This window comes from Mechercharimyces sp. CAU 1602, from assembly GCF_024753565.1.
Classification (GTDB): domain Bacteria; phylum Bacillota; class Bacilli; order Thermoactinomycetales; family JANTPT01; genus Mechercharimyces.
The window spans coordinates 1,120,594-1,141,120 of sequence record NZ_JANTPT010000001.1; the positions used below are offsets into that span (position 1 = coordinate 1,120,594).

Genomic DNA, 20,527 nt, shown 5'->3' on the forward strand with positions numbered 1-20,527 from the left:
AAACTTAAATTTTTATTTGACTTAGAGTTTACTCTAACGTCTATACTAACATCGAAACACACAAATATTAAAGTGATGGGGGTATTTAAATGAAATACACCGTTATTACAGGGGCTAGCTCTGGAATAGGATATGAGACAGCGCTCGCTTTCGCAAAACGCGGTAAAAACCTTGTAGTCATCGCTCGTAGACAAGAACAGCTCCTCGAGTTGAAAAAAGAAGTTAACAACATAGATCCAAAGCTTGATGTGATTATTCATAATTTGGATTTATCTATTAGTGAGAATGTATATAAACTGTATGAAAATCTTAAAGAGATTCAGATTGAAACTTGGATCAATAATGCAGGGTTTGGCAACTTTGCTACCGTGGGCGAGCAAAAGCTATCTAAAATCGAAACCATGTTACGCCTAAATACCGAGGCGCTAACTATTCTTTCCTCCCTTTATGTTCGTCAATATGCCAATGTGGAAGGTACACAGCTAATCAATATCTCCTCTGGTGGTGGATATACGATTGTTGCTGACGCTGTCACGTATTGTGCCACTAAATTTTACGTCAGCGCATTTACCGAGGGGCTTGCGCAAGAACTTCGCAGTCAAGGTTCCAAAATGAAAGCAAAAGTGCTTGCACCCGCCGCAACGGAAACCGAATTTGCTCTACGTTCTTTAGACGTTGATTCATTTGAATACGAAGGTGCCGTACCCAAGTACCATACTGCCAAAGAGATGGCAGCGTTCTTACTCGACCTCTACGATAGCGAAAAAGTGGTTGGGATTGTAGATGGCATAACATATGAGTTTCATCTGAAAGATCCACTTTACCCTTATGTAGATAGAAACACAAAGTAATTCAAAATAAGCGAATGCATCGAGGGATCAGGTGTTTTCAAGTAAAAGCGTCTCCTCTTTTTGTCGAGGAGACGCTTTTATTGTTTTCATTCTTGTAGTACTCCCTCCCCCTTTTGAGTGAGCAAAAGTTCTTTCATCTCTTCTGGAATCTCATATATCCCTTCTGGAATAGCTAAAGCAAGATAGCGCCTTTCTTCATGTAACATCCATCCCCGATCAACAAACTCCTGTAGAGCCGCTGTCAACTCTTCCAAGCTTACCTTCCACCCCTGTTTCGTCATTTCCTGTAATAAGCTTTTGGCTGTCTTAATATCATCTGTACTTTGATATAGCTTTGCTTTCCATCCACTCAATTCGCTAATTTCTCCATCCTCCTGTGTACGGTTATCAAAAAAGCGAATCCGATCTTCTATTTGAATATAACAAAAGAAGCTAGAATCATATCTACCACTCCATCTATCTATTTTCTTCTTCAGTTGATCGGCGTATTCACTAGGATTGCGCTGATCATCATAATCAAATTCAAAATAGTAAGCGATTTGAAAACGCTCTGCTTTACTTAATTGAGGATATAGGTATCGATAGGAGCGATTGTGTCTGATATTAATAATGCCAAATTGATCTGAGAAATCGAAGTAAGGACTAAAACGATCTAACCGAAAGGGTGCACAGCATATCGGAGGGTGATAATGAACCAGTTTAGAAATGATCTCCTCAGCCACATATTGATAATCCGCAGGATCTTCACCCGGAAATCCATATAAGATGTTCCATGAAGGAACAATCCCAAATTCCTCGCACCATTTGAGTAAACGCACATTTTGCAGCATGGTGATTCCCTTGCGCATTCGCTTGAGTACATCTGTAATCAAGCTTTCAATTCCAGGTTGGATAGAAGTAAAACCAGCTTTTTTTATCGCTTCCAGTTGATCTCTTTTAATATTTGCTTTGGTTTCGTAAAACAAATCAATCCCCAAATCAAGTTCGATCAGACGAGGAATAAAGTCTTGAAAGTACTTGTAGTCAATGATATTATCCACTGCTGCCATGCTCGTAGTATGTTTTTGATAGCGTTTAAGTAAGTACACGATTTCATCAATAGCCCTATCGGCATCTTTACTGCGAAAGCGCATATTTAAACCATTTAAACCACAAAATGTGCAGTGTGATTTCTCTCCCCACCAACATCCACGTGACGTTTCAAAGGGAATAGAAGGACGCAAGAATGAATCTAACCCTATTTTTTCAAAACCATCAAAGTAATCGTTGTAATCTGGATAGGGAAGCTGATCGAGATCAGTCATCATATTGGCCTTATGAGAAAACTTATGATCTAAGTTGGTAGGTGTAAGAATCCCAGGGATATCCTCTGTTGTTTCACCACATTCCATCCGTTTAAGAAGCGTAGGTAAAGAAAGGTCCCCTTCACCTTGACATACAAAATCAAGAAAAGAAAATGCCTTGATCATGGCCACTCCCATCGGTCCTTCACAATTGGCCCCTCCCATCACAATTTTAATATGTGGCCACTTTTGTTTGATTCGTTGCGCCATCCCTAATGAGGCAAGATTTTGCTCAAAAACAGAAGTAAAGCCGACAAGATCATATTGCTCCCAGTCTACATTCTGTAAGCAGTCATCTAAATAGCGAGGCATTAATTCTTTCATACGTAGCAAATTTTCCGACTCACACCAACTTCCTCGTGTATCTCCTATTCGCTCGTTTACCAATTTTAAATAGGCAAGATCATCTTCACGGGAACTTGGACGAAGTGATGAGGAGAAAATCCATTCCCCTAGTAACAATGACGGCAATGTAGCAGAGAGACGACGGTAAGTCGTTATTCCAATATAATCGATGAGATGAAGGTTGAGATAATGATTTTTGCATGTATGCCCATGCTGTTCCACTTGAGATTTTAATAAACCAATCCCGATTGACGGTCGCCCTAATGAAGCGAATGGCATATTAACAAGTGCTATATGCATAGATATAATCCTCCAATATCGTGATGAATCATGATAAGAAAAGGGGGAAGATCCCCCCTCAAAGCTGTATATTGATTTAACGTTGAGCTCTAATAACAGCTGCAAATTCTCCCGCTGTCATTAAAACACGGCGTAACCTCGTATTAACAGTTAGATTGCCTTGTACCACTATAACGGAACTCATCGTTCCCGTAGAATCAGGGTATATTAAAGTTACTCCTTCTCCATTTCCTAATCTTACTGGAGCAGCTTCTCGAACGGCGGTGCCTACCGACACAACCACTGATCTTCCCCTTAACAAAATCACTTGACTACGCAATGAATTAAAATTTCGCAAGTTAAATACAGAAATATTCCCAAGTTCAGCAACCAGATCCGGGGATAAGATACCTACTGAAACTCCGGGATCAACCGTACCTGGACCTTCTCTAAGAACATCCTCTCGAGCAACGCCTTCGAGGCCAACACCTTCTGGAGTAATATTACCAGGATCATCAAAGAAAGCCCCTGGAGCTGGAGCAACTCCACGAGGGTCAACCGTGGTATCCCCCGGGACCGCTGCAGGGTCACTAGGAAAAATAGTTGTGGGATCGGTTCTTCTCTTCTTAAGTTTTTTCTTACTAAAATGATGACTCAATAAACTAAACCTCCTCTCGTACTAACATAGCTTATGAATTCTAGGAAAATAGTTCTTGGACAATTAGGGTCACCTTTATTAGGCATTACGCCTTTTCTTTTTTTAGTGACAAACCAACGCTTTTTTCCTTGTAACAAGGAGAAGGAGAAAATGGTGTTGGAAACATGATTGGGCCTTAAGATATTGTTTGTATCGCAAACTTGTTTATGTATTTGAGGTTATCCTTTCATTTGTTGCATATTGATAAATTCATGTAAAAATAGCTTATTCTTTTGACATCAAATATAAGGATATGCTTATATAAGAATGAGGTGATTTCATTATGAATTTGGCACAATTAGCTGAGTGTCACAAAGCACTAGGCGATAAGACTAGACTACACATCCTTTCCCTATTAAAAGTAGAAGAGTTATGTGTCTGTGAATTAGTAGAAATCTTACAGGTTACTCAACCCGCCGTCTCCCAACATATGCGTAAGCTAAAAAATGCGAAACTAGTAAAAGAACGCCGAAGTGGTCAATGGGTGATCTATTCTTTAGATTCTTCTTCTTATCCGTTTCTAACCGCTTGTTTAGATTCTCTTCCTGATGTTACTGAAGAGATACAAACGTTAAAACAAAAGGGACTGAAGGTTATTTGTCAGTAGAGGTGTTTCTATGAGCAAAAAACTGTTAGCAGAATTTATCGGCACTTTTTTTCTTGTATTTGCGGGAACGGGTGCGATCGTTGTAAATGAGATCACCCATAGTCTCACACACATGGGAGTTGCTCTAACATTTGGGCTCGTTGTTATGGCACTTATATATACATTTGGACATATTTCTGGAGCTCATTTTAATCCAGCCGTTACCCTTTCTTTTCTACTCCGTAAGGAAATTACTAAAAAACTGGCACTCTTCTATGTCATTATTCAGATGGTTGCTGCTATCGTAGCGAGTATAACCGTTCGTCTTATATTGGGAAGTGCAGCCAATCTGGGAGCAACCCTTCCCCATTCTTCTTGGCAACAGTCATTTGTTTTAGAAATCATCCTTACGTTTGTGCTTATGATAGTTATTTTAGGATCTGCTATACATGGGAAAGCAGTAAAATCTTTTGCTGGATTAGCCATTGGAGCAACTATTGGTTTAGAAGCTATGTTTGCAGGTCCTATTTCTGGAGCCTCCATGAATCCTGCTCGCTCGTTAGGACCTGCCCTTACTTCAGGAAACCTACATGGCTTGTGGATTTACATCGTTGCACCTCTTCTTGGGGCAGTACTAGCTACCTGGATATACGGATACTTACACGAAAGGGAAGAGTCAGATGAAGGATAAAAAAATCATTTACTTCCTTTGTACAGGAAATTCTTGTCGCAGTCAGATGGCAGAAGGATTCGGAAAGAAATACTTAGGAGATCATTTTGAAGTGTATAGTGCTGGAATCGAAGCTCATGGATTAAATTCCACGGCTGTAAAAGTAATGAATGAAAAAGGGGTGGATATATCCAATCAGACTTCAGATATCATCGATCCAGAATTACTCAATCATGTCGATTATGTGATCACTCTTTGTGGAGATGCCAACGATAAATGTCCAATCACCCCTCCACATGTACATCGGGATCATTGGGCTTTTGATGACCCTGCTAAAGCCCAGGGTACCGAGGAGGAAAAATGGACAGTCTTTCAGCGAGTCCGTGATGACATTGAGGCCCGTATTCGGCAGTTTTCCATAATGGTGAACTAGTGCACCGCACTATTTCTCAACAATTTAATGGTTTGCTTTACAAACTTGTCTTCACTATACATTGTTAATCAAAGATAAAAACACCCGCCCCTATATATTAGGACGGGTGTTTTTATCTATTTACTTCTTCGCTGATTCTGCTATCATATGCAAAATCTTGTCTACGCTTTGTTGCTGTGGACTCGCTTTCATTTTTTCTATATACTCATGACGATCTTCGTAGGTCTCAATAATCATCTGGGCTAAATCCGTTTGAGCTAAATCTTCTTCAAATAAAATTTGGCTATAGCCTTTCCTCTCAAAAGCTTGTGCGTTTAAGATTTGATCACCGCGGCTTTGTTCCCGTGTGAGTGGAATTAGAAGATGTGGGATCTGCAGAGCTAGAAACTCAGAGATCGCGTTGGAGCCAGCCCGAGAGACAATCATATCCGTCATAGCGAAAATATGCGGTAATTCCTCATTTACATAAGGAAACTGTGCATACCCCTTTCTACCTTGTAAACTTTCATCCACATGACCTTTCCCACAGAGATGAACCACTTGAAAATGGCGGAGTAAAGAATCCAGATTAGCACGGATCGATTCATTAATCTTGTGAGAACCAAGACTTCCACCCATAATCATTAATACAGGTTTCTCTTTCGTAAAGCCGCACAACAACCTTCCTTGTTCCGCATCTCCGGCAAACACAGATGGGCGTATAGGGGTCCCTGTAACAACAGTCTTCTCTTTTGGTAAGTGATCCTTTGCTTCTGTAAACGTTACACACACCTTAGTCGCAAAAGGAACTGCCAACTTATTAGCTAATCCGGGGGTAATGTCTGATTCATGAATAATGACAGGAATACGTAATAAACGACTTGCTATCACAACGGGTACGCTAACAAAACCACCTTTGGAAAATACCATCTGTGGCTTTAATTTTCGTAAGATCACATAAGCATCAAAAACACCCTTTAACACTTTAAAAGGATCTTTGATGTTTTGCCAATCAAGATACCGTCTTAGTTTCCCTGATGAAATTCCGTGATATGGAATACCGAGGGGCTGAATTAAATCTTTCTCCATCCCTTCATGCGAACCGATATAATGAATGCTCCATCCTGCTTTCTTTAGCTCTGGAATAAGTGCCATATTAGGAGTCACATGACCTGCTGTACCCCCACCTGTCATTACCATTGTCTTCACATCTGTTCACCTCAACCATTTGTCTTTAAATGAATTATTCTTGCTGTATCAAAATCATCTCAGCTTTAGTTAAAAACATCGAGAAACCAGGTGGAGTTTTGACTCCGCCTGATAGCCTCAATTACGAATATTTCCCTCTCATCAATACCTTTTCAATTTCCTTCATTGCCTTTTCATTTTTACCTTGCCACTTCATCTGTAAGTATAAGCTACGCAAGAAGTTCTTGCTATTAGCAATCGCAATATACTCTTCCTCGCTCCTCCCCCCTATGAGCTTAAACTGTTCCAACCAGTTCATAAAAGCATCCATCGAACAACGATTGATTATTGTTCTCGCTGCAAACGCCAATCGATCATCTTCATCACATATTAAAGGTGTAGTAACTGTTGCCAAACGTGATATTCCCGCCAACAACTGGGTGCGATTACCTTCTGAGAGAGTAGGATGAAGCCCCAATTCATCCAATACATCAGCCGCGTGCGCGACTGCATGCGCCCATCCCTTTTCTCCTAGATAACCACGATAATCTAGTTCTTCTCCTACATAGTTAAGCACACATTCATGAGCTCGTTGTATAGCCTCATCTGCCAGTATTTGAAGCCTGCGATCAGCACCTATAATAACTGCCAATGCCAACAAAGAAAAGCTACGCATCAATACAGAATCACTTTCTTTTTCTCCAATGCGATAAAATAAATGCTCTTCATCTAGACATTGATAGAGTAATCGCGTCAGCTCTTCCCGCGTCCATTCGCTCTCGTTTACAAATCGTGCAAAAACAGCGTATGTCAATGAATCTCGCAATTCAGGATCTGTCGAAGAAAAGTTTGCAAGTAGATCTGATAAAAAAGGATATAGCTCTATCCCCTCTGGCTGTTGATAGTCCGAGTCTACAATCGATTGCAAAAACGATTTACTAGTATAACTACTCACTTGTTCTCCTCCGTCTCATTATATAAACAAGTACATCATATAGGGGGACGTCATTTTTCGTTTTGCATTTCTTCTAAGTAACTCTCTTCATTCCCCTCGACAAAGAGATAACCACTCTCTGCTGCTACTTGCTCTGCCAAACGTTTGGCTAGTTGTTGCCGTTTTTCAGGAGTAAGTTGCTCTCGACGTGCTAGAAAAGAAGAGACAGTTGACTCTGTGTGAGGTTGTAATCGAACCTTATTCGTTGTGGATTCAGAGGCTTGTACAGCTTCACCAGGCTTCCAACTCCTCTGCTTTGATTTATTCTCTCTTACTACCAGCGTGCCTGCTACAACATCCCCTAAACGCTTCTCCTCTTTATTAATAAACATGCAGATTACACCTACAAGATAAGCAGAGGGAAGGAGATCGACAAGGCGCATAACATTGCGTAAGAAAATCGTAAAAAAGCTAGCAGATCGACCATCATCCATCACAATCCGAATTCCCAGCATGCGCTTCCCTAGCGTCTGCCCTTTCATAAAATACTCAAAAGCAACAAAATAAGCGAAAGGGAACACCATAAGGATCACTAAATAGATGACAAAAATAAACGATTGGGAGGACCATGTATTTCCGATAAAAAGATCTACTCCCCACGTCCCCAGAAACCACGCCGCAGCAATTGACAAGGAAATGAGGATGAGTGCCAACAGCAATAGATCGATTAACTGAGCGATTAGACGCGTGCCTAATCCTGCAATCTCAAAACGAACTTTCACATATTCCGGAGTTGCTACCTCAATTTGATTTTTCACTTTCCAACTTCACCTCAATATCATGTACAATGGGCGTAAGGAGGGAGAATATGTCGATATCATCTTCACACCGTTTACACCATTTCGTTCACCAACAAGAATCACTATGGAAACGACTTGAAGAACTACTTACCCAAGCAGAGAAAAAGAGAGTAGCGAAAGCAGAACTAGACGAACTGGGATCTTCTTATCGTAAAGTAGCGGCCCAATTAGCATATGCCCAAACGTACTTTCCCGATCATGAAGTGACCCACTACTTAAATGACCTCGTCGTTCGCTCCCACAATACCGTCTATGCGACAAAGAAAAAAGGAGATATGCGCCTGATCTACTCTTTCTTACGCGATCAATTTCCTGAACGATTATATGAACGACTGCCCTTTATCTTTATCGCTAGCTTCATCTTCTTTTGTGGAGCAGGCTTCGCCTATCTCTTTACCCTCGCCAATGCAGATAACGTAGCTGCGTTTTTACCTGCAGAGATACTGGCGCAAATTGATCCTTCGCGAGTGGGGGAAGGAAGCTGGAATGGCACCGTGGTCTCAGGACAAATCATGCTGAACAATATCCGGGTTGCTCTATTCTGCTTCGCCCTCGGGGCATTGTTCGGAGTGGGAACCATCTGGATGCTGTGGCTTAACGGTGTCCTCATCGGAGCATTAGCCGCCCTTTTTCAACAAGCAGGGCAATCATATGCATTTTGGGCATTTATCCTTCCACATGGTGTGATTGAGCTGTTCGCCATCTTTATCGCTGGTGGAGCAGGACTCTCACTCGCTTACTCATTCTTTGTTCCTAAAGAACGAACACGTCTTCATGCCTTTAAAGAAGAAGGATTAATTACGATCCAATTAGTGCTTGGCGTCATCCCCCTCTTTATCATAGCAGGCCTCATTGAAGGATATATTACCCCGCTCCCCTGGCCACACTGGAGTAAATATGGGGTTGCACTGATCACCTTGCTTTTTCTTACACTCTACATTGGACGCGTCGCCTGGAAGCGCGGTAAAGTTAAAGCATCCCTCGATTCTTAATTGCTATATACTGATGCATGACTGCGCCAGACAACTGCGTCGGCGGCACATCAACTGTAATGATGCCGCGGCGCTTTAGCTGGCGCAATTTTTGCATGCGCTCCTCTAGAAATTGAAGAGCAACCGCTTGACGATAAACACCCTTTTCATCCACCGCTTTTTGCGTAACCTCTTGCATAATAAGAGGATCCTCCATCGATGCCGTCAAAACGAGATGACGACGATTTAGCATATGAATCGCCTGCGCCAATTCATCCACAAAAGTAAGTTGCGTTGCATCTGTAAATACAGCAACCAACATCCGGCGCTGATGTTTACGCGCAACTGTTTCCAAAGCAGTACGATAATCTGTTTCTACCATATCGGGTTGCAAAGAGTAAGTGGCCTCAAGCAGGCGCTTAAAATGAGACGTTCCCTTTCCCATCGGAACCCATGCCTTCTCCTTGTTAGATACCGCCAGCAAACTGACGTGATCCCCTTGTTCCAGCGCAATGGCTGCAAACACTAATGCCGCTTCCAATGAACGATCTAAGCGAGTGCCATACGCATCGCTCACCCCCATCATCCGACCACAATCAAGTACAATCGTAATATGTTGACCCTGTTCAAGTTGATATACATTCGTTACGAGATGTCCTGTGCGTGCTGTCGCACTCCAGTTAATACTGCGCGGCTCATCGTCGGGTACATATTCTCGAATATGAGAAAACTCCATCCCACGACCCATTCCACGGAAGCGATGAGCACCTGATCGCATTAACAGCCGTTGATATGCCCCCCCACGAACCCGACGGACTTCCGTTAAGTTGGGGTACGTTTTTTTCTTCTCTTCAGTAGCAACAGCACGCTGCCGCTCAAGCAAACCAAAACTGCCACTCATACGCACATGAATCGAACCAAATAAGTGTTCCCCGCGGCGATGAGGACGCGCAGAATAGGTAATCTTCCGTTCTTCCCCACTAGGAATCGCCAGCGTAAAATTGCGTCCATCCACCGAGAAACCCTCTGGATAATCATCACGCACCTGTACTCGCACAGGGAAATCAAGTGGATTATAGATATAGACAGAGATAGGATTATCTAGACCCAACTCAAAATGGGAGCGACTTTCACGTCTTGCCTTCACCTCCGTCATCTTCACGAGTGAACGACGATCGAGCAAGACAAGCACAAGAAGAAGCGAATACAAAAAGATAAACACGATCCACCCTTTTTGCCACAACATCGCAACAAACAGGGTTAACACGATCGCCCCAGTTAGCAGATAGAGAAGTCTTGTCGTTGGTATGTAAGCATTATCTCGGAACCGGGAGCGCATGGATAATTTCTTGGATGATGTCATCTGCCCTGTATCCCTCCAGTTCCACATCCGGACTCAATATTAAGCGATGTCGTAAAACAGGTTGCGCCGCACGCTTCACATCATCAGGAATGACAAAACTTCGCCCAGCAAGCGCAGCCAACGCGCGGCTGATAGCTAGCAGGCTGATCCCCGCCCGCGGGCTTCCCCCGAGTGCCAGTTGGGGATGTTCCCTCGTTCTGCGCACGATGTGTAAGAGGTATTGTAATACTGACGACTCCACCGTCACCTGGTCAATAACCCTCCGCATCTCAATGATCTCTTCACTTTCAATCACTGCCGTCAGTGCTTCCTCCGCACGAGAAGTGAGTCGATACCCACTCAAAATCGCTTCTTCTTGTTCCTCTGTGGGATAATCGACCGATAACTGTAACGAAAACCGATCTAATTGGGCCTCTGGCAATGGATAAGTTCCTTCATACTCTATCGGGTTTTGCGTCGCCACCACGAAGAAGGGAGAAGGTAGCGGCATAGCAACGCCATCTACTGTCACCTGCTTTTCTTCCATCGCTTCCAACAAAGCCGCCTGTGTTTTTGCAGGAGTACGATTTAACTCATCTGCCAACACAATTTGAGCAAAAATCGGCCCCTTTTTAAAAGAGAACTGTCCCGATTGGAGATCGAACACCTTTGTCCCCGTCACATCAGCAGGCATCATATCTGGAGTAAATTGAATACGACCATAAGAGCCCTTAATCACCTTAGACAAGGCTCGTACCATCATCGTTTTCCCCAAACCAGGAACACCTTCCAAGAGAACATGTCCGCCTGTTAAAAAACCTGCCCACAGAAACTCCAGTTGTTTTTCTTGACCATGTACCGCTTTTGCTAGTTCCCTCAAGACGACTTCGCTTTGTTGAGCGATTCCTTGTGCATCCACTGCTTGTTTCTCCATTGCTGTATCTCCTCTCGTAATTGCTCCATCTCTTTTTGAAGAGAGAGCATGTCCTTCCGTTTCAATCTCTGCTCCTGCTGCAATTCCAACTGGATCGCTTCCAATCTTTCTGCCATCTCGCTCCCGATTTGCGTCCTCACGATGGCCATCATCTCACGTGATTCTACTTGCTCTCGTATAAACAGACCATTCTTAACCTCTTGTAGTAATCGCTGATACAGGATTTCAAGTGTATCGCGGCGCAAATGATTTTTTTCATATAAACCTGCTAGCGCATGCAGATACTCATCAGCCAAACGCTCTTGCTTACTCCCTTCCCAGCGGGGAGAGGCAAACCGTTTACCTTGGCGATATAACCACAACAAGAAGAGTACAGCCATTGCTGCCAGCACAAACCACCCATCACGTGTGATTAGCTCTAATGTAGATGAAGGCTTCTCTTTTACAGGTCCCCAACTCCCTTTTTCATGACCTGTTTCATCCAACAAAAGAGTTCCTTTCTCCCCTACTAGAGAAGCAAAGTAAAGCGGGAGATACAGGTGGTCTTTTTTTCCAATCGAAGCATTCGTCACCCAATCAGGATTAGGTACAAAGTAGAAGCTACCCTCCCCCATCTCTCGCTTTCCTACTAACGCTTTTCCATTCTCCATCTTCAGGACAGGCGTCACACTTTCCGAAGTTTGTACGACATCATAATTCCTCTCCCATTGAAGTTGCTGAATAGAAGATAGCCACGGTGAGTCTCCTGAATCTACCTTTACTACTTCTGATTCCTCTTCACCACTGATGCCCACAAAGCCCAACTGTTCACTGAGCAAATGTTCTGGTTCCGACCAGAGGACGACAACGTTTCCCTCTTTGACCCACTCTTCTAACTGAGCCTTAGTCGTATCTGTTAAGTCAAATTCCACAGGGGATAAGAGAAACAATATATTCCCTTTGTGAGCTCGCGGTAGCTCGCCAAACGATTTTCCCCAAACCTCTACGTTACTCTCTCGCTCGTCCAATAAGCGATACAATGCTTTTGTTCCCTCTCCATCAGCACTATGTACAGAATAAGGAGGTACTTGGTTAGGAGTAAACAAAAACACGATGAAGAACAGCAGAGTAATGGCCGCCATCAGTGCGAGCGAAAACCAAATCCTACGTTGTTTCATTTTCCTCGCCCCCTTTCACCATCGTACGGGCCAGCTGGTAAAAAGAACGATAATCTGCTGCACTCGTATGGACCATCCCATACCATGCCGAATCGAATTGAGCTGTTAACTGCCCAAAAACCTCACGTAATTCCGGAGAGTTTCTTCGTACCTCTTCTATATAATCTAGGTTGGTCTTCTCCACCATGCGTAATAATGCCCCCCGTTCCTCCAGTGCTTGTAACACCGCTAGGAACAAAAAGCGCATTGCCTCCCGATAGGCACGCTCTTCTGCCAATACCTCCCCCTCATGCCACCAGTCACGTGTACTCATAAAGGGATCTTTTTCTTCTTCCCTCCTTACAGAATCAGAACCTCTTCTCATCCCCCACTCTATGCGCCCACGCATCCACCATATAAGACAAGCAACAAATATACCTGCCAGAAGCGGTAAGAGCCACTGTAATGATGAAGAGGTCTCCTCTCCAAACATCTGAATCCACCATTTCTCAATCCACGAGTAAATATAGGTATCAATCCAGTTACGGACGCTATCCACGATGCGACCCAATCTACTCTCATCTGTAAATTCATCCGCTCGTAATATTTCTTCCAGTTGTACGCGTGCTCGCTCTTGTTCATTCACTCCCTCTCTTCACTTCCTTCTTTTGGGCTTAACAACGCCCATTCTAGATCCATCCCTTCTCGGCGTGCCCGACGATCAAAATAAATAACAGTGTACAATGTAGGGAGGAGCGAAGCTGTAAGGCTGATTAATATTCCGGATAGGAGGGTAATCAGAAGCAGCAAATAGGTGGGTAAATAGATCGCTTCATCCCCTGTCATGGAAAAAGCCAGCACTTGACTCACACCCATGGGCACAACTTCAATAATCCCAGCTACTATCGAAACAAGGAGTACCAGTCCAAAAGTACGCCAAAACGACCATCGGGTAAGTACCCAACTACGCTGCAAAGCTTTAATGTATCCGTTCCTTTCATTTACAATCACAGGAATATAAAGACAAAACCGAATGATAAAAAAGGAAATAGTGAAGAAGAGGATCGGGAGAACGAAGAATAGGAATAGTGCCCCCATTACAAACCCAATCGTTTGATCAGAACCGATATCTCCTGCCCCAAAAATAATACTGATAAGAACCATTGTCGCAGCAATCAAAACGGCAATAAAAAAAATAACCAGTCCAAAAAAGAGACAATATAGAATGTTGGTAAGAATACTTTTCCCAGCTATTTTCGGAATTGACTGGATCAGTTCTTTAAAAGTTGTGCGCTCGTTCTCCAACAGCTGCCGACGCGTACCTTCCGTTACCGCCGCCCAGAAGAGAGGATAAAGTATCATCATCAACAACAAACCTGACAAAATCCCTCCAATAAGGGAAGTTACTCCTGTAAAACTATTTGTCATTGCCATATATTCAGCTTTAATTTGAATCTGCGTATAAAACCAATCCATCACAAATTGACTAGGTAAGACGAATAGCAATCCCAGCAAAAAGAAAGGAAGGAATTGCTTTCGATAGATACGAAATGTTGCATCTAGCACCTCCCCAAATTTCATGGGACCCACACGAAACGTCGACATATTTCTTTAACCCCTCTCTCTATATCTTGCTACCATTATAGCGCATGTCTTGGGAAATCGCAGGGAAAGCTCATGGAGAGAACATACTTGTATTTAAAGGATGATCCATTTGATTTGGCTTCTAAAAGGCGTTCTAATTATATTAGCCGGCACGCTACTCTTACGAGTTGCAGGTCGCAAATCGATATCTCAGATGACCCTTGCCCAAACCATCATCATGATCTCACTGGGCACCCTCTTAATCCAACCGGTTAGTAACAAAGATATGGGAACCACTTTTGCTATTGCCGCCTCCCTCATCCTCACCCTTTTAGCAATGGAACTGGGGCAACTCCTCTTTCACCCATTGGAGCTCTGGATTACAGGAAAAGCGGTAGTCGTCATCGAAAACGGAACCCTCCACATAAAAAATATGCGTAAATTACGCCTTACCACCGCTCAATTAGAAACACGTTTACGTCAAGAGGGCATCGCATTTATTTCCGATGTGAAATGGGCAACACTTGAACCGAGCGGTCAAATTGGATATGAGTTAATGGATCACAAAAAACCGCTCACCCGAGCTGACTTTGCGTCTCTCCAAGATGACGCACCAACCCCCACTCTTCCATCACCGCCAGGTAATCTATTCGAAAAAGTAGCCTCTCCAAAAAAACAATGAGATGGATAGACTGAACACTTCCGTCCATCCATCTCAGCGAGGCACCTATACTACCTTCCCAGGATCGCTTTAAGACGATCTGTATCGAGCCGCTTAATGATCGCCATCAAAAATGCACGTGCTGCTTCTACGTCGCCTTTATCGTAAACGCACGTATGAGAATGTATGTACCTACCACATATGCCAAGCGCCGCGGAAGGAACACCTTTTCCTTGTAAATGAGCAGCAGCGGCATCTGTTCTTCCCTTAGAAACAAAAAACTGATACGGAATTCCCTCTGCTTCTGCTGTGTCAATCAAAAATTGGCGCATCCCGGGCGACATGATTAACCCACTATCCATCAGGCGAATGACGACCCCTTTGCCGATCTCACCGTATCCGTCTGTAACCCCAGGCGTATCTCCTGCTGGTCCAACATCAACTGCGAAGAAAACATCGGGACGCATCATGGTCGTTGCTGTCCTTGCCCCACGCAATCCCACCTCTTCCTGCACAGTTGCCCCTGCAATCACCGTATTCTCATATTTAGCGTTTTGCACCTCATCCAATACTTCTAAGCTCATGGCACATCCGAAGCGATTATCACATGCTTTACTCATAAGACGATGTCCGCCTTCCATCCACTCAAACGAACCGCGAGGAATAATAGAGTCGCCTGGTCGAATCCCAAACGCATGCACATCTTCTTCATTGCGCGCGCCAATGTCGATAAACATCTCCTCTAATGGAAAAGGATCCTTCCGTTTATTTGCTGGCAAGAGATGGGGAGGAATCGACCCGATCACACCTGGTACGCTCTCTCCTGTTGCTGTATATACATCAACACGTTGCGCTAGCAATACTTGTGACCACCATCCACCAAGTGGAGTAAAGTGGAGAAACCCTTCTTTTGAGATACGGGTCACCATAAAAGCCACTTCATCCATATGACCGGCCACCATCACGCGTGGGGACTCTTCTTTTCCGGGTACAGTTCCAAACAAGCCTCCCAATCCATCCTGTTTCATCGTAATGCTGTTTTTGATCATTTCTTTCTTCATAAAGGAACGAACTGCTCCCTCAACACCGGGGGCTCCCGGTAACTGCGTCAACTTTTCAAATCGCTTCCAATCCATCGTCTGCTCACACCTTTTATCCTAAATATAGTGCTCCTCCCAATCTATTTGCATGATGAGCCTCAATCCGCTACAGTATGGGAAAGGAGTGACCAACTATGATTACCAAAGAGATGATCGAGCGAATTAACACTTTAGCCCACAAACAAAAAAGCGAGGGACTCACCTCTAACGAAAAAGAAGAACAAGCGCACCTGCGTGCACAATACCTTAAAACCATTCGTGGTCGCGTTAAAGAGCAGTTGTCTCAAGTGCGAAAAGTGGATAAACAGTAAAACTGCCCACTTTTCACATATCCTTCAACTGCACTTTCTACTTCATCATACCATGTGAAAGACTCTGGAAACCAGGGTCTTTTCTTTTGTTTTCCCTTAGTTTGTACAACAAACTAGTTGATCAAATTGAATTGGCATTATATACTGGTTGCAAAGGGGAGAGATGAATATGATGCCATTTAAGGAAATTACTCGACTGGATAAGCTTGTACATGAACCGGCAAGATTAGCTATTTTATCCGCATTAGCCGCTTGTAAAATAGCTGAATTTTTGTTTCTGCAAGAATTGACAGGAATGACAAAAGGAAATTTATCTTCTCACTTAGCAAAGCTAGAAAAAGGAGAACTAGTGAAAATAGAGAAACAATTTATCCGCAACAAAATCCCTCATACTACTATTCAGATCACCCCCCGCGGGCAACGAGCGATTCAAAAACATTGGGAACAACTTGCTGCGATACAAGATAAGATCGAGCCATGGAAAGATTAGCTCTCTATCGAAACCGGGTAAGCAACGTTCGCACTGCGTGTTGAAACGAGGCAGGTGAAAACGAGTTTTGAGCCAATTCACGATTTTGTGTTCCTACTCGCTGACGCCTCTGTGCATCATTAACTAAAAGAGCTACTTTTTCAGTCAAAGTCTCAATATCTCCTTTATCGACAAGATAGTACTGATTTTTCGTGCGACGCATCACTTCAGCCAGCCCCCCTGCTTCATAGGCCACAACCGGTTTAGCAAACAGCATGCCTTCTAAAGCAGTCAGACCAAACCCCTCCTCTACCTGACTAGGAACGACCAATAGGTCAATCGCTGTATAAAAGCGCTCCACCTGATGCATGAAGGGTATTATACGAAAATTATTACAAGCAGGTGAATGCTTGATCAAACTGATACATTGCTCGGCATAAACCTCATCCGTCGTATCTGCTCGCACCGCAAGCTGTGCCTTTACCTTCTTTTCATCCAATGACAAGCCTAAATTTACAAAATCTAATGTTCCTTTCTTTTCTGACATCTGGGGTGCAATATAGCCAACCACACATTCTTCTTCCCCCACTCCCCACTGTGCACGCTCTTGTTTACGAATCGAAGACCACCGCCGTGGAGCGGTGATGGACTGATCCCAGGTAGGATACAATAGTTCCAACTTACTTTTATTCTGATTATTGTAATGCAAGGCTTGTATAGCAGCCTGCGATGATGCCAATATCACATCAGCAAAGCGGTGTATCGTACGAACAGCAAACGCTCGTCGCTCCTCTGCGATCACTTCTTGAATCCACCATATTACTGGGATTCCTAGTCTCTTTGCTGCTTGTGCTGGCAGTACATTTACTGCCGTATTTACGACGATGGCAGTTGGTTTCTCTGTCCGCAAAAATTGTACCATTCTCTTCATCTCTTGTGGGTCAATTACTGGACTTCTCCCAAGAAACAAGTCATCTCCTAATGACTTCTTACCTTTAATCATTGTCCAAGAAAGTGAATATGCTAACCTCCGTACCTCAATTCCTTGCGCACGCGCCATACGTGCCAACTTCCCCTCCTGAGGTACAACCAATATGGACTGATCTTGTGGGAAAAGCCGTTTCACTTTCTCTCCCATCAATAAAATGAGCCGTTCAGCACCCGTCATTCGTTCTTGCTGACAAAAATGTGAAAAGAACAACCATTTTTTCTCTTTCATGCTTCTTTCCCCACCTTACCTTACCTCTTCTTCCCTTCTGCATACTGTTCCATAAAAGCTAGCAGCGTACGCAAACGGTGTTTATAGCGGTGATCTCTTTGTGTACGCATATATCCTGCAGATGAGATCAACACCCGTTCCTTCTGACGGGGGAGGTAATATTCGATTTTTTCTCGCAAGTCATGAACTCCTCGATAAGAAATAATCTCTTCTCCGATGCGATAATAATTTTGTAGCCCGCGCCTCCACGTAGCCAATTGAAAAGAACGACATGCCGCAATTTCAAATGTACGGCTATTAGGGGTGACAGCCGGCAAATTCTCTAGATTCTCTTTGCGGTCATTGCGAGTCCGATGGATATTAAGAACAATCTTGGCACCGTTATAATATTTCATTACCTCAGTTGGAGGAATGGGGCGATTATAGATGTGAGTGCGTAGAGCATTATAATGCTTCAACTTCTCCCACCATTGTCCGATTAAGATAAATTTCTTCTCCCGCAAAAAAGGAGCCAACTGATCAAAAACGTGGAGACGAGCAGGAAATCCACTGCCGATAAAACAGAGATCAGAATGATATTGTGAGGGAACTTGCGCTGGAACATACTTCTCTTCATTATAAGCAAGCGGTACATGAACACACGGCTTTCCCCGCTTCTGATAAAAAGGGAGACTAGCTGCATCTTGCGTCACCACAAAATCATAAGGGATAGTCAAGGTTGCATGCGTTTGAAGACGGTACGGATCATCTACCACCCATATCCCGATAGGCACACCCACCTTCCGCTTTATTTCCCGAACCTTATCTGACGATATCCTCATCCCACGAAATGCTAAAATGACATCAGGAGAAAAAGCGCGTATCCGCCTTAATAACTGCCGATTCGACTCCCTCCCAATAAGAAATGTACTGAAGCGAAAATTGCGTAAGGAACAGGAGAGTTGCCGCAAACCTAATATAATCGCCTGATCTTCGTCTGCTAACTCTTTGTTAAAGGTAAACCCGCAACCGGATGAGAGATAAAAAAGACGCATTTTACCTACTCCCAACTTTCCATCGTTCCGTTCACGAAGTACTTTATATCCCATCATATTTCCCAGCTGTGGCAGGAGCGACAAAATTCCGCTCATACCCTATCTTCCTAGTAGGAGGAATCACAGGCGCAAAGCAAATAACATATAGTGTAGATAACCGGTAACATAAACAGAAGCGAGGTGTGAGCGTGTGAAAATTGTTTGGATTGCTGTTGATACCTTGCGAGCCGATCGGGTGGGTTGCTACCAACCAAAAAAAGAATCCTTAACCCCTCATATGGATTCACTAGCGGAAGAAAGCATCTTATTTGAAAAAATGATTGCAGAAAACAATGTAACCCAAAGTGCTTTTGTAACCATGATGAGTGGAAGACATCCCTATCAACATGGGATTGTTAATATGAAACCACGTAGCATCCCTCGAAAAATACACCCTTTAAGCTTGCTTTTACGAAAACACGGCTATCAAACTGGCGCTATTGATTGTAACTACCGTATTACCGGTCCCGAAAATCCATGGTTTACCCGCGGGTATCAAACGTATATCGACCCTGCTCGGGATCGCACCACGCACTTAACAACCTCAGCAGATGAAATTAACGAACATGCACTTCCTTGGTTGGAAGAGCATTATGATAAAGAAAATTTTTTTCTTTTCTTACATTATTGGGATCCACACTACCCTTACCGTCCTCAATCAGATGTCCCCATTACCATTGAGCCCATTCGAGATGACCATCTTCAGTTAAAAAATGTGATGCGGGAGCCTCTCTACAGTTATGTAAAAGAGTGGAACCCCGAAACAAATAATCCCGACTACATTTGTGCGCAGTACGATCAAACTGTTTCCCAAGTAGATCGAGCCATCGGCGAAGTGATTGCCACGTTGAAACGGTTACAGATCTTTGAAGATACCCTTCTCCTACTCGTTGCCGATCATGGAGAGGGGATGGGAGACCACCAAATTTATTTTAATCATCACTCTTTATACGATAGCATGATCCACGTTCCTTTTATGCTCTGCTACCCACGCCAATTCCCCCAACACAAACGGATACCCGCTCTAGTAGAACAAGCCGATATTACTCCCACCATTCTTACCTTAGCCAACATTCAGCCGCCACGACACTTCACACCTATGGACGGCAAACCTCTTATCCCCTTAATCCATGAACGAAAAAAAGAAATTCACCCCTTCGTCATCTCCTGTGAAGCTAATTGGCACTTGAAGCGCTCTATTCGCACACATAAGTGGAAGCTTATTCAAGCCTTCGATAAGGATGCTTATGGTAATCCACGCTTTGAATTGTATGATCTAGTAAATGATCCATTAGAGAATTCAAATCTAGCAGCAAAACATCCTCAAATCGTGAAAACTTTGCACCGACAAATGACTCGCTGGGTGCGCTATATGCTGAAAAAATATAAAAGGGAAGATCCACTACGTATAGGGGTACGTGAACATCTTCATCCTTTAACCGCGAATGAGGAGGAAAAAGTAAAAAAACGCTTAACCGAGCTCGGCTACTAACCCGATAGATAAAAAGGAGGAGAGATATGGGGAATGCATGCCCCCATATCTCTCCTCCTTTTTCGTTTTA

22 protein-coding genes are annotated in these 20,527 nt (G+C 43.5%); 9 read left to right on the forward strand and 13 right to left on the reverse strand.

Going from position 1 to position 20,527, the window contains the following annotated elements; all coding sequences use genetic code 11:
- Nucleotides 1-89: 89 nt before the first annotated feature.
- On the forward strand, nt 90-851 hold the full coding sequence (locus NXZ84_RS05850; RefSeq protein ID WP_258839321.1) for an SDR family NAD(P)-dependent oxidoreductase: 762 nt from the start codon (nt 90-92) through the stop codon (nt 849-851).
- A gap of 86 nt (nt 852-937) precedes the next feature.
- On the opposite strand, the gene NXZ84_RS05855 is transcribed toward NXZ84_RS05850, so the two are convergent.
- Together NXZ84_RS05855 and NXZ84_RS05860 are read right to left on the reverse strand one after the other, a co-directional pair.
- On the reverse strand, nt 938-2,839 hold the full coding sequence (locus NXZ84_RS05855) for a RiPP maturation radical SAM C-methyltransferase (protein ID WP_258839322.1): 1,902 nt from the start codon (nt 2,837-2,839) through the stop codon (nt 938-940).
- A 76-nt stretch (nt 2,840-2,915) separates the two neighbouring features.
- Complete coding sequence (locus tag NXZ84_RS05860; protein WP_258839323.1) at nt 2,916-3,476, reverse strand: hypothetical protein; 561 nt, start codon at nt 3,474-3,476, stop codon at nt 2,916-2,918.
- A 322-nt stretch (nt 3,477-3,798) separates the two neighbouring features.
- On the opposite strand from NXZ84_RS05860, the gene NXZ84_RS05865 reads away from it, so the two are divergent.
- From NXZ84_RS05865 to arsC, 3 genes are read left to right on the forward strand one after another with little or no spacing between them, the layout of a single operon-like run.
- Nucleotides 3,799-4,122: an ArsR/SmtB family transcription factor gene (locus NXZ84_RS05865; RefSeq protein WP_258839324.1), complete on the forward strand. Its 324-nt coding sequence runs from the start codon at nt 3,799-3,801 to the stop codon at nt 4,120-4,122.
- A 10-nt stretch (nt 4,123-4,132) separates the two neighbouring features.
- The gene (locus NXZ84_RS05870; RefSeq protein ID WP_258839325.1) at nt 4,133-4,792 is read left to right on the forward strand and encodes an MIP/aquaporin family protein; all 660 of its coding nucleotides are present in this window, start codon (nt 4,133-4,135) and stop codon (nt 4,790-4,792) included.
- Entirely contained in the window at nt 4,782-5,204 is a 423-nt protein-coding gene (gene arsC / locus NXZ84_RS05875; protein ID WP_258839326.1) for an arsenate reductase (thioredoxin), read from the forward strand. Before NXZ84_RS05870 ends, arsC begins: the two co-directional genes overlap by 11 nt.
- 120 nt (nt 5,205-5,324) lie before the next feature.
- On the opposite strand, the gene NXZ84_RS05880 is transcribed toward arsC, so the two are convergent.
- From NXZ84_RS05880 to NXZ84_RS05890, 3 genes are all read right to left on the reverse strand, one after another.
- Entirely contained in the window at nt 5,325-6,392 is a 1,068-nt protein-coding gene (locus NXZ84_RS05880; protein WP_258839327.1) for an undecaprenyldiphospho-muramoylpentapeptide beta-N-acetylglucosaminyltransferase, read from the reverse strand.
- A gap of 121 nt (nt 6,393-6,513) precedes the next feature.
- Complete coding sequence (locus NXZ84_RS05885) at nt 6,514-7,326, reverse strand: DUF2785 domain-containing protein (RefSeq protein WP_258839328.1); 813 nt, start codon at nt 7,324-7,326, stop codon at nt 6,514-6,516.
- A 50-nt stretch (nt 7,327-7,376) separates the two neighbouring features.
- Nucleotides 7,377-8,123, reverse strand: a complete 747-nt coding sequence (locus NXZ84_RS05890) for an RDD family protein (RefSeq protein WP_258839330.1) — start codon at nt 8,121-8,123, stop codon at nt 7,377-7,379.
- Between the two features lie 50 nt (nt 8,124-8,173).
- On the opposite strand from NXZ84_RS05890, the gene NXZ84_RS05895 reads away from it, so the two are divergent.
- The gene (locus NXZ84_RS05895; RefSeq protein ID WP_258839331.1) at nt 8,174-9,157 is read left to right on the forward strand and encodes a stage II sporulation protein M; all 984 of its coding nucleotides are present in this window, start codon (nt 8,174-8,176) and stop codon (nt 9,155-9,157) included.
- Here NXZ84_RS05895 and NXZ84_RS05900 read toward each other — a convergent pair.
- The 5 genes from NXZ84_RS05900 to NXZ84_RS05920 are packed head-to-tail and all read right to left on the reverse strand — an operon-like array spanning nt 9,135 to nt 14,153.
- Nucleotides 9,135-10,499, reverse strand: a complete 1,365-nt coding sequence (locus NXZ84_RS05900) for a DUF58 domain-containing protein (RefSeq protein ID WP_258839332.1) — start codon at nt 10,497-10,499, stop codon at nt 9,135-9,137. The two genes, NXZ84_RS05895 and NXZ84_RS05900, sit on opposite strands and share 23 nt — an antisense overlap.
- Entirely contained in the window at nt 10,453-11,412 is a 960-nt protein-coding gene (locus tag NXZ84_RS05905; protein ID WP_258839333.1) for an AAA family ATPase, read from the reverse strand. The genes NXZ84_RS05900 and NXZ84_RS05905 overlap by 47 nt, the downstream gene beginning before the upstream one ends.
- Nucleotides 11,355-12,569 carry a DUF4350 domain-containing protein gene (locus tag NXZ84_RS05910; RefSeq protein WP_258839334.1) on the reverse strand — a complete coding sequence of 405 codons (1,215 nt, stop codon included), beginning with the start codon at nt 12,567-12,569 and terminating at the stop codon, nt 11,355-11,357. Before NXZ84_RS05910 ends, NXZ84_RS05905 begins: the two co-directional genes overlap by 58 nt.
- Nucleotides 12,556-13,194 carry a DUF4129 domain-containing protein gene (locus NXZ84_RS05915; RefSeq protein WP_258839335.1) on the reverse strand — a complete coding sequence of 213 codons (639 nt, stop codon included), beginning with the start codon at nt 13,192-13,194 and terminating at the stop codon, nt 12,556-12,558. Before NXZ84_RS05915 ends, NXZ84_RS05910 begins: the two co-directional genes overlap by 14 nt.
- Nucleotides 13,191-14,153, reverse strand: a complete 963-nt coding sequence (locus NXZ84_RS05920) for a DUF7847 domain-containing protein (protein ID WP_258839336.1) — start codon at nt 14,151-14,153, stop codon at nt 13,191-13,193. The genes NXZ84_RS05915 and NXZ84_RS05920 overlap by 4 nt, the downstream gene beginning before the upstream one ends.
- Nucleotides 14,154-14,253: 100 nt before the next feature.
- On the opposite strand from NXZ84_RS05920, the gene NXZ84_RS05925 reads away from it, so the two are divergent.
- Nucleotides 14,254-14,814 (forward strand): DUF421 domain-containing protein, encoded by a 561-nt coding sequence (locus NXZ84_RS05925; protein WP_258839337.1) that lies wholly within the window; start codon nt 14,254-14,256, stop codon nt 14,812-14,814.
- A 50-nt stretch (nt 14,815-14,864) separates the two neighbouring features.
- On the opposite strand, the gene NXZ84_RS05930 is transcribed toward NXZ84_RS05925, so the two are convergent.
- Nucleotides 14,865-15,929: a M42 family metallopeptidase gene (locus NXZ84_RS05930; RefSeq protein WP_258839338.1), complete on the reverse strand. Its 1,065-nt coding sequence runs from the start codon at nt 15,927-15,929 to the stop codon at nt 14,865-14,867.
- A gap of 98 nt (nt 15,930-16,027) precedes the next feature.
- Between NXZ84_RS05930 and NXZ84_RS05935 the strand changes: the two genes are divergently transcribed.
- Nucleotides 16,028-16,204, forward strand: a complete 177-nt coding sequence (locus NXZ84_RS05935) for a DUF896 domain-containing protein (RefSeq protein WP_258839339.1) — start codon at nt 16,028-16,030, stop codon at nt 16,202-16,204.
- Nucleotides 16,205-16,373: 169 nt separating this feature from the next.
- Nucleotides 16,374-16,694 carry a transcriptional regulator gene (locus NXZ84_RS05940; protein WP_258839341.1) on the forward strand — a complete coding sequence of 107 codons (321 nt, stop codon included), beginning with the start codon at nt 16,374-16,376 and terminating at the stop codon, nt 16,692-16,694.
- A gap of 4 nt (nt 16,695-16,698) precedes the next feature.
- Here NXZ84_RS05940 and NXZ84_RS05945 read toward each other — a convergent pair whose 3' ends face one another.
- Entirely contained in the window at nt 16,699-17,892 is a 1,194-nt protein-coding gene (locus tag NXZ84_RS05945; protein WP_258839344.1) for a glycosyltransferase family 4 protein, read from the reverse strand.
- Nucleotides 17,893-17,912: 20 nt separating this feature from the next.
- Nucleotides 17,913-19,022, reverse strand: a complete 1,110-nt coding sequence (locus tag NXZ84_RS05950; RefSeq protein WP_258839346.1) for a CgeB family protein — start codon at nt 19,020-19,022, stop codon at nt 17,913-17,915.
- Nucleotides 19,023-19,116: 94 nt separating this feature from the next.
- Here NXZ84_RS05950 and NXZ84_RS05955 point away from each other — a divergent pair, with 94 nt between their 5' ends.
- Complete coding sequence (locus NXZ84_RS05955; protein ID WP_258839347.1) at nt 19,117-20,457, forward strand: sulfatase family protein; 1,341 nt, start codon at nt 19,117-19,119, stop codon at nt 20,455-20,457.
- The last annotated feature ends 70 nt before the right edge of the window (nt 20,458-20,527 follow it).

Excerpts from the sequence above, each read along its gene's own strand:
- NXZ84_RS05850 (WP_258839321.1), top strand. The coding sequence starts at position 90 with ATGAAATACACCGTTATTACAGGGGCTAGCTCTGGAATAGGATATGAG.
- NXZ84_RS05855 (WP_258839322.1), bottom strand. The coding sequence starts at position 2,839 with ATGCATATAGCACTTGTTAATATGCCATTCGCTTCATTAGGGCGACCG.
- NXZ84_RS05865 (WP_258839324.1), top strand. The coding sequence starts at position 3,799 with ATGAATTTGGCACAATTAGCTGAGTGTCACAAAGCACTAGGCGATAAG.
- NXZ84_RS05870 (WP_258839325.1), top strand. The coding sequence starts at position 4,133 with ATGAGCAAAAAACTGTTAGCAGAATTTATCGGCACTTTTTTTCTTGTA.
- arsC (WP_258839326.1), top strand. The coding sequence starts at position 4,782 with ATGAAGGATAAAAAAATCATTTACTTCCTTTGTACAGGAAATTCTTGT.
- NXZ84_RS05895 (WP_258839331.1), top strand. The coding sequence starts at position 8,174 with ATGTCGATATCATCTTCACACCGTTTACACCATTTCGTTCACCAACAA.
- NXZ84_RS05900 (WP_258839332.1), bottom strand. The coding sequence starts at position 10,499 with ATGACATCATCCAAGAAATTATCCATGCGCTCCCGGTTCCGAGATAAT.
- NXZ84_RS05905 (WP_258839333.1), bottom strand. The coding sequence starts at position 11,412 with ATGGAGAAACAAGCAGTGGATGCACAAGGAATCGCTCAACAAAGCGAA.
- NXZ84_RS05910 (WP_258839334.1), bottom strand. The coding sequence starts at position 12,569 with ATGAAACAACGTAGGATTTGGTTTTCGCTCGCACTGATGGCGGCCATT.
- NXZ84_RS05920 (WP_258839336.1), bottom strand. The coding sequence starts at position 14,153 with ATGTCGACGTTTCGTGTGGGTCCCATGAAATTTGGGGAGGTGCTAGAT.
- NXZ84_RS05925 (WP_258839337.1), top strand. The coding sequence starts at position 14,254 with ATGATCCATTTGATTTGGCTTCTAAAAGGCGTTCTAATTATATTAGCC.
- NXZ84_RS05930 (WP_258839338.1), bottom strand. The coding sequence starts at position 15,929 with ATGGATTGGAAGCGATTTGAAAAGTTGACGCAGTTACCGGGAGCCCCC.
- NXZ84_RS05935 (WP_258839339.1), top strand. The coding sequence starts at position 16,028 with ATGATTACCAAAGAGATGATCGAGCGAATTAACACTTTAGCCCACAAA.
- NXZ84_RS05940 (WP_258839341.1), top strand. The coding sequence starts at position 16,374 with ATGATGCCATTTAAGGAAATTACTCGACTGGATAAGCTTGTACATGAA.
- NXZ84_RS05945 (WP_258839344.1), bottom strand. The coding sequence starts at position 17,892 with ATGAAAGAGAAAAAATGGTTGTTCTTTTCACATTTTTGTCAGCAAGAA.
- NXZ84_RS05950 (WP_258839346.1), bottom strand. The coding sequence starts at position 19,022 with ATGAGCGGAATTTTGTCGCTCCTGCCACAGCTGGGAAATATGATGGGA.